The sequence below is a fragment of the Maricaulis sp. CAU 1757 genome (assembly GCF_054482675.1).
This window is the reverse complement of record NZ_JBTLRI010000001.1, coordinates 864,115-878,769: the sequence shown is the minus strand read 5'-3', so window position 1 is coordinate 878,769 and position 14,655 is coordinate 864,115. Positions and strand designations below refer to the sequence as shown.

16 protein-coding genes are annotated in these 14,655 nt (G+C 60.1%); 5 read left to right on the top strand and 11 right to left on the bottom strand.

Annotated elements, in window-relative coordinates:
- The first annotated feature begins 10 nt into the window (after positions 1-10).
- From ACXYMR_RS04055 to ACXYMR_RS04045, 3 genes are all read left to right on the top strand, one after another.
- Complete coding sequence (locus tag ACXYMR_RS04055) at positions 11-313, top strand: Rieske (2Fe-2S) protein (RefSeq protein WP_458941475.1); 303 nt, start codon at positions 11-13, stop codon at positions 311-313.
- Between the two features lie 111 nt (positions 314-424).
- The gene (locus ACXYMR_RS04050; protein ID WP_458941474.1) at positions 425-877 is read left to right on the top strand and encodes a host attachment family protein; all 453 of its coding nucleotides are present in this window, start codon (positions 425-427) and stop codon (positions 875-877) included.
- 316 nt (positions 878-1,193) lie between these two features.
- The gene (locus tag ACXYMR_RS04045; protein ID WP_458941473.1) at positions 1,194-1,949 is read left to right on the top strand and encodes a class I SAM-dependent methyltransferase; all 756 of its coding nucleotides are present in this window, start codon (positions 1,194-1,196) and stop codon (positions 1,947-1,949) included.
- 18 nt (positions 1,950-1,967) lie between these two features.
- Here the strand turns inward: ACXYMR_RS04045 and ACXYMR_RS04040 are convergent, their stop codons facing one another.
- The 7 genes from ACXYMR_RS04040 to ACXYMR_RS04010 all read right to left on the bottom strand — a co-directional run bounded on the left by ACXYMR_RS04040 (position 1,968) and on the right by ACXYMR_RS04010 (position 8,095).
- Positions 1,968-3,425 carry a methyl-accepting chemotaxis protein gene (locus ACXYMR_RS04040; protein WP_458941472.1) on the bottom strand — a complete coding sequence of 486 codons (1,458 nt, stop codon included), beginning with the start codon at positions 3,423-3,425 and terminating at the stop codon, positions 1,968-1,970.
- 33 nt (positions 3,426-3,458) lie between these two features.
- Positions 3,459-3,773, bottom strand: coding sequence for a hypothetical protein (locus tag ACXYMR_RS04035; RefSeq protein WP_458941471.1), 315 nt, complete (start codon positions 3,771-3,773; stop codon positions 3,459-3,461).
- Positions 3,774-3,859: 86 nt separating this feature from the next.
- The gene (locus ACXYMR_RS04030; RefSeq protein WP_458941470.1) at positions 3,860-4,723 is read right to left on the bottom strand and encodes a GNAT family N-acetyltransferase; all 864 of its coding nucleotides are present in this window, start codon (positions 4,721-4,723) and stop codon (positions 3,860-3,862) included.
- 75 nt (positions 4,724-4,798) lie between these two features.
- Positions 4,799-5,995 (bottom strand): 23S rRNA (adenine(2503)-C(2))-methyltransferase RlmN, encoded by a 1,197-nt coding sequence (gene rlmN / locus ACXYMR_RS04025; RefSeq protein WP_458941919.1) that lies wholly within the window; start codon positions 5,993-5,995, stop codon positions 4,799-4,801.
- Positions 5,996-6,084: 89 nt separating this feature from the next.
- Positions 6,085-6,594 carry an invasion associated locus B family protein gene (locus ACXYMR_RS04020; protein ID WP_458941469.1) on the bottom strand — a complete coding sequence of 170 codons (510 nt, stop codon included), beginning with the start codon at positions 6,592-6,594 and terminating at the stop codon, positions 6,085-6,087.
- Positions 6,595-6,700: 106 nt separating this feature from the next.
- Positions 6,701-7,222 carry an RNA methyltransferase gene (locus tag ACXYMR_RS04015; protein ID WP_458941468.1) on the bottom strand — a complete coding sequence of 174 codons (522 nt, stop codon included), beginning with the start codon at positions 7,220-7,222 and terminating at the stop codon, positions 6,701-6,703.
- Between the two features lie 9 nt (positions 7,223-7,231).
- Positions 7,232-8,095 (bottom strand): isoaspartyl peptidase/L-asparaginase family protein, encoded by an 864-nt coding sequence (locus ACXYMR_RS04010; RefSeq protein ID WP_458941467.1) that lies wholly within the window; start codon positions 8,093-8,095, stop codon positions 7,232-7,234.
- A gap of 163 nt (positions 8,096-8,258) precedes the next feature.
- Here ACXYMR_RS04010 and ACXYMR_RS04005 point away from each other — a divergent pair, with 163 nt between their 5' ends.
- Entirely contained in the window at positions 8,259-9,041 is a 783-nt protein-coding gene (locus ACXYMR_RS04005) for an SDR family NAD(P)-dependent oxidoreductase (RefSeq protein ID WP_458941466.1), read from the top strand.
- A 71-nt stretch (positions 9,042-9,112) separates the two neighbouring features.
- Here the strand turns inward: ACXYMR_RS04005 and ACXYMR_RS04000 are convergent, their stop codons facing one another.
- The 4 genes from ACXYMR_RS04000 to dapF form a co-directional block, all read right to left on the bottom strand.
- The gene (locus ACXYMR_RS04000) at positions 9,113-9,631 is read right to left on the bottom strand and encodes a CC0125/CC1285 family lipoprotein (protein WP_458941465.1); all 519 of its coding nucleotides are present in this window, start codon (positions 9,629-9,631) and stop codon (positions 9,113-9,115) included.
- A 97-nt stretch (positions 9,632-9,728) separates the two neighbouring features.
- Positions 9,729-10,007, bottom strand: coding sequence for an usg protein (locus tag ACXYMR_RS03995; RefSeq protein WP_458941464.1), 279 nt, complete (start codon positions 10,005-10,007; stop codon positions 9,729-9,731).
- A gap of 85 nt (positions 10,008-10,092) precedes the next feature.
- Positions 10,093-11,388: a hypothetical protein gene (locus ACXYMR_RS03990; RefSeq protein WP_458941463.1), complete on the bottom strand. Its 1,296-nt coding sequence runs from the start codon at positions 11,386-11,388 to the stop codon at positions 10,093-10,095.
- 87 nt (positions 11,389-11,475) lie between these two features.
- Positions 11,476-12,282 (bottom strand): diaminopimelate epimerase, encoded by an 807-nt coding sequence (gene dapF, locus ACXYMR_RS03985; RefSeq protein WP_458941918.1) that lies wholly within the window; start codon positions 12,280-12,282, stop codon positions 11,476-11,478.
- Between dapF and ACXYMR_RS03980 the strand changes: the two genes are divergently transcribed.
- Positions 12,238-14,598 carry a prolyl oligopeptidase family serine peptidase gene (locus ACXYMR_RS03980; RefSeq protein WP_458941461.1) on the top strand — a complete coding sequence of 787 codons (2,361 nt, stop codon included), beginning with the start codon at positions 12,238-12,240 and terminating at the stop codon, positions 14,596-14,598. The genes dapF and ACXYMR_RS03980 overlap by 45 nt on opposite strands.
- Positions 14,599-14,655 lie beyond the last annotated feature (57 nt).

The window sequence follows — 14,655 nt, the reverse complement described above, 5'->3', positions numbered from 1 at the left end:
GCTGGCTCGGGTGGAGGATCTGCCGGATGGCACTGGTAAAGCCGTGCCGGATTCCAGCGGTTCGGTTGTGCTGGTTCGCTCGGGCGGCATGATCCGGGCCTGGGTAAATCGCTGCCCGCATGCCCAGCAATGTCTGACTTTGCGAGATGGCAGGGTCTTGGTTCACGCGTCACAGGCTATCGTATGCCCTGCGCACGGCGCGAGTTTCGATGCAATCGGTGGGGCATGTGTCGGCGGACCGGCCGAAGGCATGTCACTGGAGCCTGTCGACATCATCGTCGAAGACGGACTGGTCAAGCTCGTCGGGGCGTGATCAGCGCGGAACGCATGACCTCCTGAACCCGTTGTTTCTTCGAATTGCAGACAATGCGCATCTGGCTGCAGGTGTGGCATAGTATGATTGAAGCAAGCAGGAGAGATCTCAATGAACCCGACTATCGATGCAGTGACTTGGGTGGTGGCATTGGACGGCGGCAAGCTGCTGCGTTGGAAGAACGAGGGGTTCGACGACCATCCTAATCTCAAGTTGCTCGAGGAGCGGGATCCCGACACGCCGCCGGATCGAGAGCTGGCGGCGGATAAGCCGGGTCGCATGCATGACGACGGTTCGGGCCGCTCTTCGATGGACGAGACCAATTTCCACGATCAGGAGAAAAACCGCTTCATTCGTTCCGCCATTGAGGGTCTGAACGAAGCCGCGGAGCGCAAGGAGTTTGATCGTCTGGTCCTGCTGGCACCGCCGACGGTTCTGGGTGAGGCTCGTCAGCACTATTCCGACCAGCTTTCCGAACTCTTGGTGGAGCACGGCAAGGACGTGGTCAACCAGCCCGTCAGCGAGATCGAAAAGCGCGTCAAGGATGCGCTGGGAACGCGTTAGAGCTTAGAGGGGTCCTGACCGAACCAGAGAATATTAGACTTGATCGCAGGCGCTGACCTAGGGGTTAGCGCCTGCTTTCGTGTCGATACAGCCACGCTGCCAGCGCGGACAGGCAAGCGGCGAAGGCAAGAATGAACTGCATGGCGATACCCCCTGGTGAGTGACCGATCGAGAAACACTGGCCGGACAATTGATTATTAGGACGGAGTATTCTTTCCAGCCGGTAAACCTTTGATTCACGACGTCACACGCAGTCGTGATTTTGGTCTATGCGGGAAAGTTTGCGAACATCCGCAGGTCCAATCTGGAGGGCTTAATGCGAATTCTGACATCGGCCTTTGCGGTCGCTTTGCTCGTCTCCGCCTGTTCTGGCGCCCAAGACGTAACGCAGCCTGAAACCACAGGGATTGAAGGTGCGGTCGCAGATGCGTCCCGTCCACCGGAGGATCGTCAGCTTGATGTTAGTCGGCATCCTGCCGAAGTGCTCCTGTTTGCTGGTGTAGAGCCCGGCTGGAAGGTGGCAGACCTAAGCGCGGGTGGTGGTTATTACACTCGCATCCTGTCCGCAGCGGTCGGAGAGGCCGGGCATGTTTATGCTCACAACGCCCAATGGGTAGCCGACCGTTTTCCCGATACCGATCAAGGCTTGGCCAACCTGGCGGCGGAGCGGGCCAATGTGACCCATGTCGTAGCTCCGATCGAACAGTTTGCTAGTGGGGTGGAGGAGCCGCTGGACGCTGTTTTCATGGTGCTTTTCTACCATGATACTGGATGGGATGGCACGGACCGGACCGCGATGAATGCGGCTATCTTTGACGCCCTTGAGCCGGGCGGTGTTTATCTTGTAATTGACCACCACGCGCCGAACGGAACGGGCATTGACCACGTCGAAGACTGGCACCGCATTGAAGCGGATTTGGTACGTGAGGAGATCATGGCCGCCGGTTTCGAACTCGACGCCGAGAGTGACATGCTCGCCAATACCGAAGACGGCCGCCAGATCAGCGTTTTCGATCCCGAGATCCGGCGGCAGACTGATCGGTTCGTGTTTCGGTTCCGGAAGCCGGGCTAACAGGCCCGGCGTCGCGGCTCATGCGGCATCCAGTGATTGCTTGAAGCGATTGAGTTCGGTGTCCAGCCGCTGGGCTGAATCACCAAGCTCGGCTGATGCGAGCGCGAATTTCGACGCGGCCTCGTTGGTCCGGCCCGCCGCCCCGCTGACTTCATTCATGCTTGTCGTGACGTCCGAAGTAGCGCCGGCTGCTTTCTCTGCGAGTTCGGCAATTTCGCGGGTGGCTGCATTCTGCTGCGAGAATGCGCCCTGCACGCTTTCGGTGGACTGGCGTAACTCCGAAATGATTTCGGTAATGCGGCCGAGTGCGGAGGCCGCACCGCCGGATGCTCCTCGCATCGACTCTATCTTTGACGCGATGTCGCTGGAGGCGCGGGTTGTCTGCTCCGCCAAGGCTTTGACCTCGGAGGCAACGACGGCAAAACCCTTACCAGCCTCTCCCGCGCGTGCCGCTTCGATTGTGGCGTTGAGCGCGAGCAGATTGGTTTGCTCGGCCACGTCCGCCACAAGCCGCATAATATCCTCGATTTCGCGCGCCGCCGTTTCCAGCTCGTCGATGGACCGGCCGGCGCCCTGAGCCTCCTGAGCGGCCCGAGTAGAAACGTCGTCCGAGTTCTCGAGAATGCGCGCAACCTCGCTGATGGATGCGGAGAGCTGTTGGGCTGCTGCGGCAACCGACTGCACATCTCCATTTGTCTGCTGGGCCCGCCCGGCGGCCGTCTCCGCCCCGGAACGCGTTGCCTCGGCATCCTCGTTGAGTTGACTGGCGAGTTGGTCCACCTGCTGCGCCGCCCCGGATATACCTGACGAAACCAGGCGCAAGGCAGATTCGAACTCTACTGCGAGCTGGGCAATTGATTGACGGCTCTCTTCTGCGCTGGCCAGCGTGTTGGATTGCGCCAGTTGACTAGCGGCAGCGGCCTCTTGCGCTTCCATCGCTTTGATAGAGCCGCTCTCTGCTGCCACCAGGGCCTTGGCTGCCTGGAAAGTCATCCAAACCAGTGCGCTTGATTGTCCAATCACAACGACCGCGTGGAACAGGACCCGGGCGAAATTCGCGCCATCTGGGAAAACGGCCCAAGGCAACAGGAAGTTAAGCGAGAGGTGGTGGATGGCGGTAACCGCCGAGGCCGCCACAATCACTCTCCAGTCGAGCAAGATCGCGGTCATCGCCAATGCACCAAAGAACATCATGTGCATGTCGATCTGCCAGGCGGAGCCGCTGAAGAGATACACGAACAATGCCGGCCCGATAATCACGGCAACCCCGGTTGAGACACGTGATGTCGGAGTGTTGGGCGTCAGTTTCCAGCTCGTTGCCGCTATAGCGACGGCGATAATGCTGATCACCAGCCCCGGCAGAATGCGTTGCGGCGCGACGAACCAGCCGGCCAGTGGATATATGAGGGTCATACCAACCAGAACAAGGGTCAGAGCGCCTTGCGCCTTGGTGCGGATTTGGTCGAGACCAGTCATGAAGCGACTCCTATGGTTGGCGTGATGGCGAGGTTACGAAAGGCGGCGCTGCAAGCAGCCGCCGAGTGCCCCCGGGGGCAGGATAAGCCAGGCGCCTGATCGACGAATGCGGTCGCCCGCAGCTTCATCAGGCAGCGTTATTATCGCGATGTTGTTCAATGCGCCGAGACGCACCATTTCCACGTCCGCACGGGCTGCGGCCCGTAGAATGTCGGCCGGCTGCCAACTCGGCGGGAATACTACGGCGGCTTGTTCCTCAACCGGCGATTCCGCCGCGAGGAGCGCCGGTGTGATGATCACCAATCCCGCGAGCAGGGCGGGTTGCAAGAAACGCAGTTTTCTTGACATGCGACAGGCCCAACTGATGAAGGGGCCGTTCTCGGTCAGGTTTGGTTAATGGCGGGTTTCGTGTTGTCGCGTTATGAGGCCAGATTTCATGGTTCCGCAGGCTTCGCTTGTCCGCGATCAGAGGCTATCTGGCCGTATATCAGGCTGTCTCGAACGCCTATGTGAGTGTGCCATGCTGCTCGCAGTCGACCCTCCAACTGAAAGCCGACAGCTTCCAACAAGCGAATGGAAGCAAGGTTTTCCGGATCAGAGTCTGCAAAAACGCGGCGCAATCCGCGCGGTCCGAACGCATAGTCCAGAACTTCGTTGACCGCCTCTCTTGCATGCCCTTTTCCACGCGCGGACGGGCATAAAATATAACCAAGCTCGGCGGCCCCCGGCTTCTCGTCGATCAAGGCGACCCAGCCAAGGGCAAGATCTGAGTCTTCTGAGCGGGTGATCGCCCAAGTCTGTACGCCTTTGGTGCCAATATTCCAGGCGAGATAGTGCTCAGCTTCTGCCAGGTCCTTTAGCGGACCTCGCGACCAAAAACGCATAGTCTCTTCATTCTGCAAAGCGGGCAGCAAGGACGACGCGTCAGACAGGCGCAAGGGGCGTAGGTCAAGGCGCGCACTGGAAAGTCGTGGAACGTCAAGTCTGGGTTCCCGAGGCTGGAGTTCATCTTTGCGCACGTGCAGCGGGATTTCCTCGAACCGTTCGACAACACAATCTTGCATGGTTTGGAAGCAGTCGAGACTGAACCAGTCGTTGTCCGCGAAACAGGATTTCCGTGTCTCTTCGTCAGGCCACATGGCATAGGACCAAAACAGGCCTGTCTCGCCCTCGTGAAGAGCGGCGCCATAGGATTTGCAGGCCAGGTGGATCTGCCGCGTGCCTTCTTCCCAGGCGTCAGAGAATTCCTGTTCCCTACCCGGCTTGAGTTTCCATCGGTAAAGGACCGCTACCGGCATCAGACACGATCTCCTGAACCTGAAGGCGGCGCGGCGCCGTTCGCCCCGCCTGCGGCCACCGGTGCCTGACCGAAATCAAGCGGCCGAGTTGTCACTCTCCGCGGCAGCCAAGCGTTGCTTGCGCAGCACGCTGGCTTTCACTTTCTCGCTCTCTGAGCGTAGCTGCCCACAAGCTGCAAAGATATCGCGACCGCGCGGCGTGCGGATCGGCGACGCATACCCCGCCTTGTTGACGACGTCAGCGAATGCTTCGATCTGGTCCCAGTCGGAACACTTATAGGGACTATTCGGCCATGGGTTGAACGGGATCAGGTTGATTTTTGCCGGAATGCCTTTCAGCAGTTTCACCAATTCGCGCGCTTCCGCCAGGCTGTCATTGACCCCTTTGAGCATCACGTACTCGAACGTCACACGTTTTGAATTGCCGAGGCCGGGATAGGCACGGATCGAGTCCATCAGCTCTGCCAGCGGATACTTCTTGTTCAGCGGCACCAACTCATCCCGCAGGGCGTCGTTTGTGGCATGCAGGGAAATGGCCAGCATGGTGCCGGTGCGGGCACCAAGTTCGGGAATTTTCGGAACAACACCGGACGTGGACACGGTGGTCCGGCGCCGGGAGATGGCGATGCCTTCATTATCGGAAATTATGTCGATCGCATCGCTGACATGGTCGAGATTGTATAGTGGTTCACCCATGCCCATAAAGACGATATTGGTAATCTTACGGTCTTCGTTCGACGTCGGCCATTCGCCGAGGTCGTCTCGGGCGATCATGACCTGAGCGACAATTTCGGCTGCCGTCAGGTTGCGGACGAGCGCTTGGGTGCCGGTGTGGCAGAATGTGCAGTTGAGCGTGCAGCCGACCTGGCTCGACACACAAAGGGCGCCGGACCGAGCCACATCGGGAATAAATACGGTTTCGCACTCGACGCCCGGCGACAGTTCGATCAGATATTTCCGGGTTCCATCGACAGATACAAGGCGCTCCAGAATACGCGGTCTGTGCAGGGCAAAGCGAGCGGCCATCTCGGCGCGCAAATCCTTGGAAATGTTAGTCATCTCATCGAAAGATGTAACACCGTAATGGTAAATCCAGCGCCACATCTGATCGGCGCGCATGCGAGCCTTTTTCTCGTCCACCCCGCACGCCAGCGCCGCTTCCCGCATTTGCGGACGGGTCAGGCCGGCCAAGCTGGGCAACGGAGCCGGGGTCGTCTCGTCGATGCGAGGCGCGCGAGGCTGGCTGTCGGAGATGTTCAGCGCATGGGTCATGGTCGAGTACAGCTTTGTGGGCGTCAGGAAGCCGCGCGCCATATCATAGAAGCGTGTCTCTGCCTAATCCTGCAATATGAGCCGGTGGTCTATCGGCACAGGCTTTCCACACGGTCGAGCGCAGCGGTAACACCCGAGAGGGAAAATTCGTAGGACGTGGCAACGCCGTCCGCTGTTGTTGCTGTAACCCGCATCGATGAGCCGCGTTTCATTTCACGCACCAGATCCGGCTCGTCGCCGAGATCGTCCAGAAAGCCCTCCTGGCCATCCGTGAACATGTCGTACCGGTTCGACCCGACTCGCGCCTGTGGAGGGCTGGTCGGGCGCAGATTATAGCCCACCAGCAAACTGGGCTGTTCCTCGACCGCACCGGACTGCCAGCTGGAAATCAGGAAATAGACATTGCCGTGCGCATGGGCCAACGGCGTGCTGTCGGTTGGTCGGCTTAGCGTATAACAAACCCGGCCAGCGTCCGTCGTGCGAGTGAAAACACGCCAGTCGGTGTACTCGCCTTGGAATTCAGGCTGCGTCTGGGCGGCGACCGGAGTGGCAAGTGACGCGCTGAGCGCCAGAGCTGTAAGGAAAAGTCGCGATTGCACGGGTCAGAATCCTCTATGGCAAAACGGGTCAATGCGCCAATCGGCAACCCATGGCGTGGACCCTGCCAGGTTAACGCGCCGCTAAGCGGAACGGACCTGTAGAAAGTTATCGGTGATGACCAAATTTTTTGGCCGCCAGGTTCTCCGATGCTGCCGGTCCGCCCGGCATCAGCGGGCGGTCCGGGAAGCCACCAAAACATAAGGTCCGATCATACAGTGTAACGGCGCAGGCGACTGAGACATTGACGCAGAATTTGGTCGGGATTTTGACGATGTGGTCGCAGCGGGCCTGCATGGCCTCGCTCAGTGAGCCACGCTCGCGTCCGAACACATAGGCTGCACACAAGGGGTGACGGAAGCTGGGAAGGTCGACCGCTTCGTCCGTGAGCTCGATTCCAACCAACTGGCATTGCGCGGGCAGTGCCATGTCCGACATGTCATCCCATTGATAATACGGCACGTGCGAGACCGATTTGGCGGTGTCGGCATTGTAGACATCGCGGACCCTGTGGTGCGCTCCTACCGAGAAAGTGAAACTGCCTCCAAAGGCATGGGCCGTCCGCAAGATGGCGCCTAGATTCATGGGTTTGGAAATACCTTCCGCGCCCACCGCAAAGTATCCGCGCATGTTTGGCTCCTAATCGAAATTCACGCTGATACGGCCTGTGCCATCAACCGTGGCACGCTTCATGCCTGGCGAGTTGAATGGCTGGGCAATATTGCCCAGCCGATCGACCGCGATCAGGCCCCCCTCGCCGCCCAGCCGGGCAATCTCACCCAGCGCGGCCCGGCTTGCCGCTTCCAAGCTTTCGCCTTTATACGCCATGCGCGCGCTGACCTCCCGAGCTGTCCCGCACCGCATGAAGAACTCGCCTTGACCGGTACATGAAATTGCAACTGCGTCATCGGCCCACGTCCCGGCTCCGATGATCGGGCAGTCGCCAACACGCCCCTCAAGCTTGTTGAGGGTGCCACCGGTCGAAGTGGCAGCTGCCAGGCGTCCGGCGTTGTCGAGTGCGACGCAACCCACTGTTCCGGTCGGATACTCGCGATCATCCGGAGCGGCCGCTGGCGTGTAGTAATCGTTGACACTATCGACTCGTTCCAGCCCGTTCTCATTGGCAAACTGGTCCGCTCCACGTCCAACCAGCATGACATGGGGTGTGCGGTCCATTACCGCCCGGGCCACCTGAACCGGACTAATGAAACCGGTCAAAGCAGCAACGGATCCGGCGCGGCGTTGGGAGCCATCCATGATCGCTGCATCCAGCTCATAGCGGCCCGCCTTGTTTGGTGACGCACCTTTACCGGCAACGTACAGGCCGCAAGCTTCCAGTGCCGTGACCATTTCGGTAACGACATTTACCGCCGTAATGCCGTCCTTCAGCATTGCTTTCCCGCGCTCGGCCAAGGCTTGAAGCTGCTCTCGTTCGTGCGCGTAGCCGTGGTCCGCCATAACGCCGGCTCCACCATGCAGTATCAGGGCGGTAGGTGTGGTCATGGGACGGCCTCGCGGGTTGCTCTATGTGCGTGGCTTAGCATTGCGGCTTCGTCCTGCGAAGGCGCTATTCACGCCTCCCAGACGGAATGGCACGATGCGCATTTGCATTTCCATGGGGACGCGCTATGCCGCTGTCTGACCGAACCGATACGGAGATCCCAACATGAAAATCGACTCCTCCATTGCCGCCATTGTCACCGGCGGGGCCTCCGGCCTCGGTGAAGGCACAGCGCGCCGGCTGGCCCAAGATGGCGCCAAAGTGGCCATCTTCGACATGAATGCCGAGCGCGGCGAGCAAGTCGCCAAGGAGATCGGCGGCGTTTTCTGCCAAGTTAATGTTGCGGATGAAGCGAGCGTTGACGCAGGTTTCGCCAAGGCTCGGGATGCGCATGGTCAAGAGCGCATCTTCGTGAACTGTGCCGGCATTGGCTGGGCCGAAAAAACGGCGCGTCGCTCTTCCTCGTCGGGAGAAATCAGCGCTCATACCTTCAAGGGGTTCTCAACCGTCATCTCGGTCAATCTCGTCGGCTCCTTCATGTGCGCTGCAAAGGCTGCGGCGGGCATGATGACATTGGACCCGCTGGACGGTTCCGGACGGGGCGTGATCGTCAACACCGCGTCTGTTGCCGCGCAGGACGGCCAGATCGGCCAAGTTGCTTATGCGGCCTCCAAAGGCGGCATCTACGGCATGACCTTGCCGATGGCGCGTGACCTTGCCCGCGAACAGATCCGCGTGAACACAATCCTTCCGGGGTTCTTCGAGACTCCCATTTACGAGCAGATGCCGCCGGAAGTGAAAACCTCGCTGGCTTCACACCTGCAGTTCCCGCAGCGCTTTGGCACTCCGGCCGAATACGCCGATCTCGTCGCCTTCATGGTTTCGTCGGACTACATCAATGCGGAATGCGTCCGGCTTGATGCTGGTGCCCGCATGCCCCCGAAATAGCGGCAGGCGATACATGACGTGAGGAGGCCGGGCGACGACGCCCGGCCTCTTTTGCATCCTGGGGTGCTTGATTACTGGATCGGAGGGCGCACGACGTTGGGTCCGATGTTGTCGATAACCTCGCGCGCCGTGAAGGCATAGGGGTCATTGGGCGGTTTCGGACCGGATGCCATGATGATCTCGGCGCTCGCCTCGTACTGGGTGGTTTCGCGGTAGCTGACGTCATCCCAGAATGGATCGAAGCGGGTGATCCATCCGTAGCGAGGGTGGAAGTAAGCATACCGTACGGGGAAACCGGAGTAATGCGAGGGCGTGACGCGGGTGTCCCGGTCCAGTTCCTGCCGGATCACGATGAAGTGGTCATAGCCATGTTCCAGCGTCAGCTCGGCAGCGCGGAACAGCAGATAGGTTTCTACGGTTTCTCGATCAGTCAGGGAATTACCATCGAACGAGACCCGAAAGCGGTTCTGTTCAATTCGGTATTCGGAGTAACCGCGGCCATATCCATCGGCGGCCTGATAGGGCGTGGGACTGGCGCAGGCGCCAAGGGCGGCGACGGCAGCCAGGACAGTCAGCACACGTGTTATCATCTTGTATCCTCCATCTCGTCCCGCGCTTGCGCGATTATGACCTATGAGGACAACGAGATGAAACCATTTCTGTTCCCGGCTCGGAAGCGGCGCGGGCTCAGTTCAGCCGGAGCTCTATGTCTGCATTGCGCCAGACAGCCGGACTGATCAGGCCCTTGTGAGCGATCCGGACGGAATGAATGACGGCATCAATCTCCTGGCGCCAGAAGTCCAGAAACCGAATCAGGCGCGGGTACTTGGGAGCCATATCCTGGGTTTGCCAGAGAAAGGTTTGAACGAGTGCGGGGTGGTCCGGCATGTAATAGAGGACTTCCGCCGTAGTAAGGCGGAGACCTTTCAACTGCTGCTCAAAATCGCGATCGACGTGTGTATTCATCCCTTTGGCTCCTGACGTTGGCCTCTTTGGCGGCGGCGTCCGAATCCAGATTATGAGAAGGCGATGAACGAAATCTGAGCGGACCTCAGGGAATGTCCAATTCCAGGATAACGGTCTCGGGGCGCTCTTCGACCGGAGGCGCGCCGTCGGCGGGAAACAGCGGCCAGGCAGCGTTGGCGACCAACCAGCCGCGGCCGTCCGCAATTGCGATGAGGGTCGGTTCTGTCTGAGGGCTCATCGCGGGGTGGCCGCGGAGCAAAACGTCAACATTATCGACAGCGTAACCCGCAGCATCGAGATCGATGGCCATTACCTGGTGCGGCGCGGCGCCATTTCGAACTGCGATCAGGCGGCCATCCCGGGTGTGGCGCAAGCCGTCGATCCCGATCAGGCTCTCCTCGCCTGCCCGCACGAGGCTCGCCGAGCCGTCCGCCAGGTCGACACGCCAGATGCCCAAGCTATAGTCGGCCACATAGAGCGCGCCGCGGGCAAGCGCTACGCCCTGAAGACTGACGAAGCGGGGATCTTCGGAGAGAACTCTCAGTTCGCCGCTCACGCTGTCGAGCACATAGATGCGAGGGCGCTGGCTGTCCGACGCATAAACAATCCCGTCACGAACGATGAAATCGGCAATCTGCCCAGCGCCGTCGATAGTGAACTGTCGGTACAAATCACCGGAAACCAGATCGAATGCGAACAGCGCAGTTGAGGGAGCTTCGCCTTCTTCAAGCGGCGTTTGATCAACATTGCCCGAGCCGGCCCAGAGCATTCGAGTCCTGTCGTCAACGGCAAGCCCAAACACGGATTGCAAGCCATCTCCGTGATCGGCGAAAACTTCTGCTCGAGAGCGGTTGAACGGTTCCACCAGAAGAATTTCGCGCGTTGTTACCGATGAAAGGAATAGCCGGTCAGTCTCGATGTCCATGGCGACGCCCTCAATCAAGGCATCTGGCCGTGCGATGCGAGCAGCCTGGCTGGCGGTGCCGACCGGGGCCTGCAGTGCTGACAATTGCTCCTGAAGCGCTGCCCAGCGCCCTGCGTCTGCCGCAACGAGTTCCGCTTCGACATGGCTCAGATCCGCCACTACACCAGCCGTCAGCATCCGCTCGACGCCCCGGAATGCGTCATCGTGACGATCGGCCCGGACGGCAATCGTCACGAGTGCGCGCAGGACCGCCGGGTGACCGGGCTTGATCTCGGCCGCGCTTTCCATCAGCCGGCGGGCGGTTTCGAAATCACCTGTTCCTGCGGCGTCCGACGCCGTTGCGAATAGCTCCATGGCAATGCTCTGGGGCGTCGGATCTGGCTGTGTGTCCTGAGCTAAACCCACGGGCGCGGCTGCCAGAAGTGGCACCAGAAAGACGAGACGCATGAACCGCATGTTTTGCTCCACAGCTGCCGACGGACAATGGCTGGCCAGTCTTCGACCCTATTCGAATAATGCAAGGCCCAGGCGCACGCTCTGGCTTCAGCGGCTCTGGCCCAGGACTATTTCGCCTTCATCCTCGACGGGACCGGTGAGGATCACCTGGTCGTCTATGCGCCACTCCACTTCAAGCTCTCCGCCGTCGGCCTGGATAGACGCTTGGCGCCCCACCAGCCCCCGTCGATGGGCGGCCACGAGAGCGGCGCAGGCACCAGTTCCGCAGGCCGCGGTCAAGCCGGCGCCGCGTTCCCAGACGCGAAGACGGATATGCGAGCGGTCATAGACCTGCGCGAACCCAACATTGGTGCGCTCGGGAAATAGCGGATCGAGTTCAACTTCCGGCCCCAGCCGGTCAAGCGGCATGGACTCGACATCTGGCACAAAGAACACGACGTGGGGATTGCCCATGTTGACCGCGCCGGGCGCACCGATACGGACCCCTGCAGCTATCGCAGAGTACGCCATCTCAATGGTGTCCATTTCGCGGGCCAGCGGAATCTGGCGCCATTCGAGGCGTGGTCGACCCATATTGACGCCGATCCGGAAGTCACCGACGGCATGCGCCTCAAGCAGGCCTCCCAGTGTGGCAATGTGGACCGTGTCGGCGAGACCACCTCGGATCATGTGCCAGGCCGCAGCGCGTGTGCCGTTTCCGCAGGCTCCGACTTCGTCCCCGTCTCCGTTCCATATCCTCATTCGAGCGTCCGCCCCGGCGTCCGCTTCGAGCCATAGGATCTGGTCGACAAGGTGTTCGCGCGCCAAGCGGCGTATGGCATCGGCGTTGGTTGAGAACGGCAATTCATCGTGTCTGGCGTCGAGAAGGATGAATCTATTGCCGGCACCATTCATCAATCGAGCTGTCATCCGGATCGCATACCGTTCCTGCCGCTTTACGTCCAGCATCCCTCCGGTGTTTATTGGAGATCTTGGATTCAGGGGAGTTTACCGATGAAGCTGCGTAGTAAGGTCTGGGCTCTGGGCGTGAGCTGCCTGGTGTTAACCGCCTGCGGGGAACGGACCGGCGATGAAGGAGAAGCCGTGGTTACGGATGCGACAGAACCGGCCGTCGAGCAGCAAATAGTTGAGATCGACCCCGCCAATGATCCGCGTGTCTGGTTGGAGGAGGTCGAAGGCGAGCGGGCCCTTGAATGGGTTGAAGGTCAAAACGAGCGGACTTTTGCCCGTCTCCAGGAAGATCCTCGATATCAGGGGCTGTTTGACCAGGCACTGGCGATCTACGAGAGCGAGGACCGCATCCCTGCTGGCAGTTATCGTGACGGCTATGTCTGGAATTTCTGGCAGGATGCAGAAAACACGCATGGCCTGTGGCGCCGCGCGACGCTGGAAAGCTATCTGACCGAAGCGCCCGAATGGGATGTTGTCCTCGATCTGGACGCCCTGTCCGAGGCCGAGGGCATGAACTGGGTTTGGCGTGGAGCCAATTGTCTTGGGCCGGATTACGATCGCTGCATCCTGACCCTCTCTGACGGTGGTTCGGATGCCGCAGTGCGCCGCGAGTTCTCGGTTTCGGAACGCGGCTTTGTCGAGGGTGGATTTGAGACCCCTGAAGCCAAGGGCGGCGTGAGTTGGGTTGATGCGGACACCGTTCTGGTTGGTTTGGCCAATAACGAAGCCGACACCACCGCCTCGGGTTATCCCTCAGTCGCCTATCGCTGGGAGCGGGGCACTGATCTGTCAGAAGCCGTCGAAGTCGTTCGTGGCGACGCGGAAGATGTTGGCCTGTTCACCTTTCGGACCGAAGATAGTGACGGCACTGTCTACATGATGGCGTCGGAAGCTGACACCTTCTATGAAACCACATGGTGGTACCTGCCGGAGGATGGTGAGGCCGTTGCCCTTCCGATCCCGGCCAAGTCTAGCCTTCAGGACCTTTACCGGGGCCAGCTTGTCTTCACAATTGAAGAGGCCTGGACGCCGGCGGAAGGCGGGCAGACCTACCCGCAAGGTGCGCTGCTTTCCTTCTCGATGGCAGACTTCGTCGCCGACGGAAGCCTGCCGGAAATTCACACCGTGTACGTCCCCGGCGCCAGGGAATCGTTCGGGAACATCGGCGCCACACGCTCGGCCTTGCTGGTGGCGATTGACGAGAATGTCGCTGGCGGGCTTGAGGCTTTCCAGTTTGAGAATGGGCAATGGACATCTGAAACGATTGACGTGCCGTCCAACATGACCGTCAGCCTGAGTTCGACCAACACGCATGAGGACATTGCTTTCCTGAATGCGGAAGGCTTCCTGACGCCTGACACCTACTACATGGTCAACGCTGCAGACCTGACGATCGAGCCGGTCAAGTCCGTGCCGGAGCAGTTCAATGCTGAAGGCCTGGTCGTCGAACAATTCGAGGCTGAAAGCCCGGACGGAACGATGGTGCCCTACTTTGTCGTGCGTCGCGAAGATGTGGCGCTGGACGGGACCACACCGACGCTCCTGTACGCCTATGGGGGTTTTCAGGTGTCCGTGCGGCCGAGTTATTCCGGCTCACGCGGCCAGCTGTGGCTGGAGAATGGTGGCGCCTATGTGGTTGCCAATATTCGCGGCGGCGGCGAATTCGGACCTGCCTGGCACCAGGCTGGGCTGAAAATGGATCGTCAGCGCATCTACGACGACTTGATCGCGGTGGCTGAAGACCTGACGGACCGTGGCATTACGTCGCCGCGGCATCTGGGGGTCTATGGAGGGTCCAATGGCGGTTTGTTGACCGGTGTGATGTACACACAGCGGCCGGATCTGTGGAATGCCGTCGTGTCTGCCGTGCCTCTGCTGGACATGCTGCGCTATCACACGCTGCTGGCGGGCAATTCGTGGATGGGCGAATACGGCAACCCGGAGGATCCGGACGAGGGCCAGTTCCTGCGCTCGATCTCGCCGTATCACAATGTCGACGCCAACGGCGATTATCCGGAAATCTACCTGTACACCTCGACCAAGGATGACCGGGTGCACCCGGGGCACGCTCGTAAATTCGCCCACCTCCTGTCGGAGACCGGGCACGACTATCTTTATTACGAGAACACGGCAGGCGGCCATTCGGCTGCGGCCAACCTGCGCGAGCTCGCGCGGCGGGACGCGCTGCTTTACGCCTTCCTGATGCAAAAGCTGATGGATGACACCGATCCACTGGATGCCGACTCCGACGGCAACTAGACCAGCTCTGCGAGACTATTATGAAACCCCGGATCCCAGCGGTCCGGGGTTTCGTTT

Coding starts and splice junctions, on each gene's coding strand:
- ACXYMR_RS04030 (WP_458941470.1), bottom strand. CDS start 4,723: ATGCCGGTAGCGGTCCTTTACCGATGGAAACTCAAGCCGGGTAGGGAA.
- ACXYMR_RS04040 (WP_458941472.1), bottom strand. CDS start 3,425: ATGACTGGTCTCGACCAAATCCGCACCAAGGCGCAAGGCGCTCTGACC.
- ACXYMR_RS04045 (WP_458941473.1), top strand. CDS start 1,194: ATGCGAATTCTGACATCGGCCTTTGCGGTCGCTTTGCTCGTCTCCGCC.
- ACXYMR_RS04000 (WP_458941465.1), bottom strand. CDS start 9,631: ATGATAACACGTGTGCTGACTGTCCTGGCTGCCGTCGCCGCCCTTGGC.
- rlmN (WP_458941919.1), bottom strand. CDS start 5,995: ATGACCCATGCGCTGAACATCTCCGACAGCCAGCCTCGCGCGCCTCGC.
- ACXYMR_RS04005 (WP_458941466.1), top strand. CDS start 8,259: ATGAAAATCGACTCCTCCATTGCCGCCATTGTCACCGGCGGGGCCTCC.
- ACXYMR_RS04035 (WP_458941471.1), bottom strand. CDS start 3,773: ATGTCAAGAAAACTGCGTTTCTTGCAACCCGCCCTGCTCGCGGGATTG.
- ACXYMR_RS03990 (WP_458941463.1), bottom strand. CDS start 11,388: ATGCGGTTCATGCGTCTCGTCTTTCTGGTGCCACTTCTGGCAGCCGCG.
- ACXYMR_RS04015 (WP_458941468.1), bottom strand. CDS start 7,222: ATGCGCGGATACTTTGCGGTGGGCGCGGAAGGTATTTCCAAACCCATG.
- ACXYMR_RS04050 (WP_458941474.1), top strand. CDS start 425: ATGAACCCGACTATCGATGCAGTGACTTGGGTGGTGGCATTGGACGGC.
- ACXYMR_RS03995 (WP_458941464.1), bottom strand. CDS start 10,007: ATGAATACACACGTCGATCGCGATTTTGAGCAGCAGTTGAAAGGTCTC.
- ACXYMR_RS04010 (WP_458941467.1), bottom strand. CDS start 8,095: ATGACCACACCTACCGCCCTGATACTGCATGGTGGAGCCGGCGTTATG.
- dapF (WP_458941918.1), bottom strand. CDS start 12,282: ATGAATGGTGCCGGCAATAGATTCATCCTTCTCGACGCCAGACACGAT.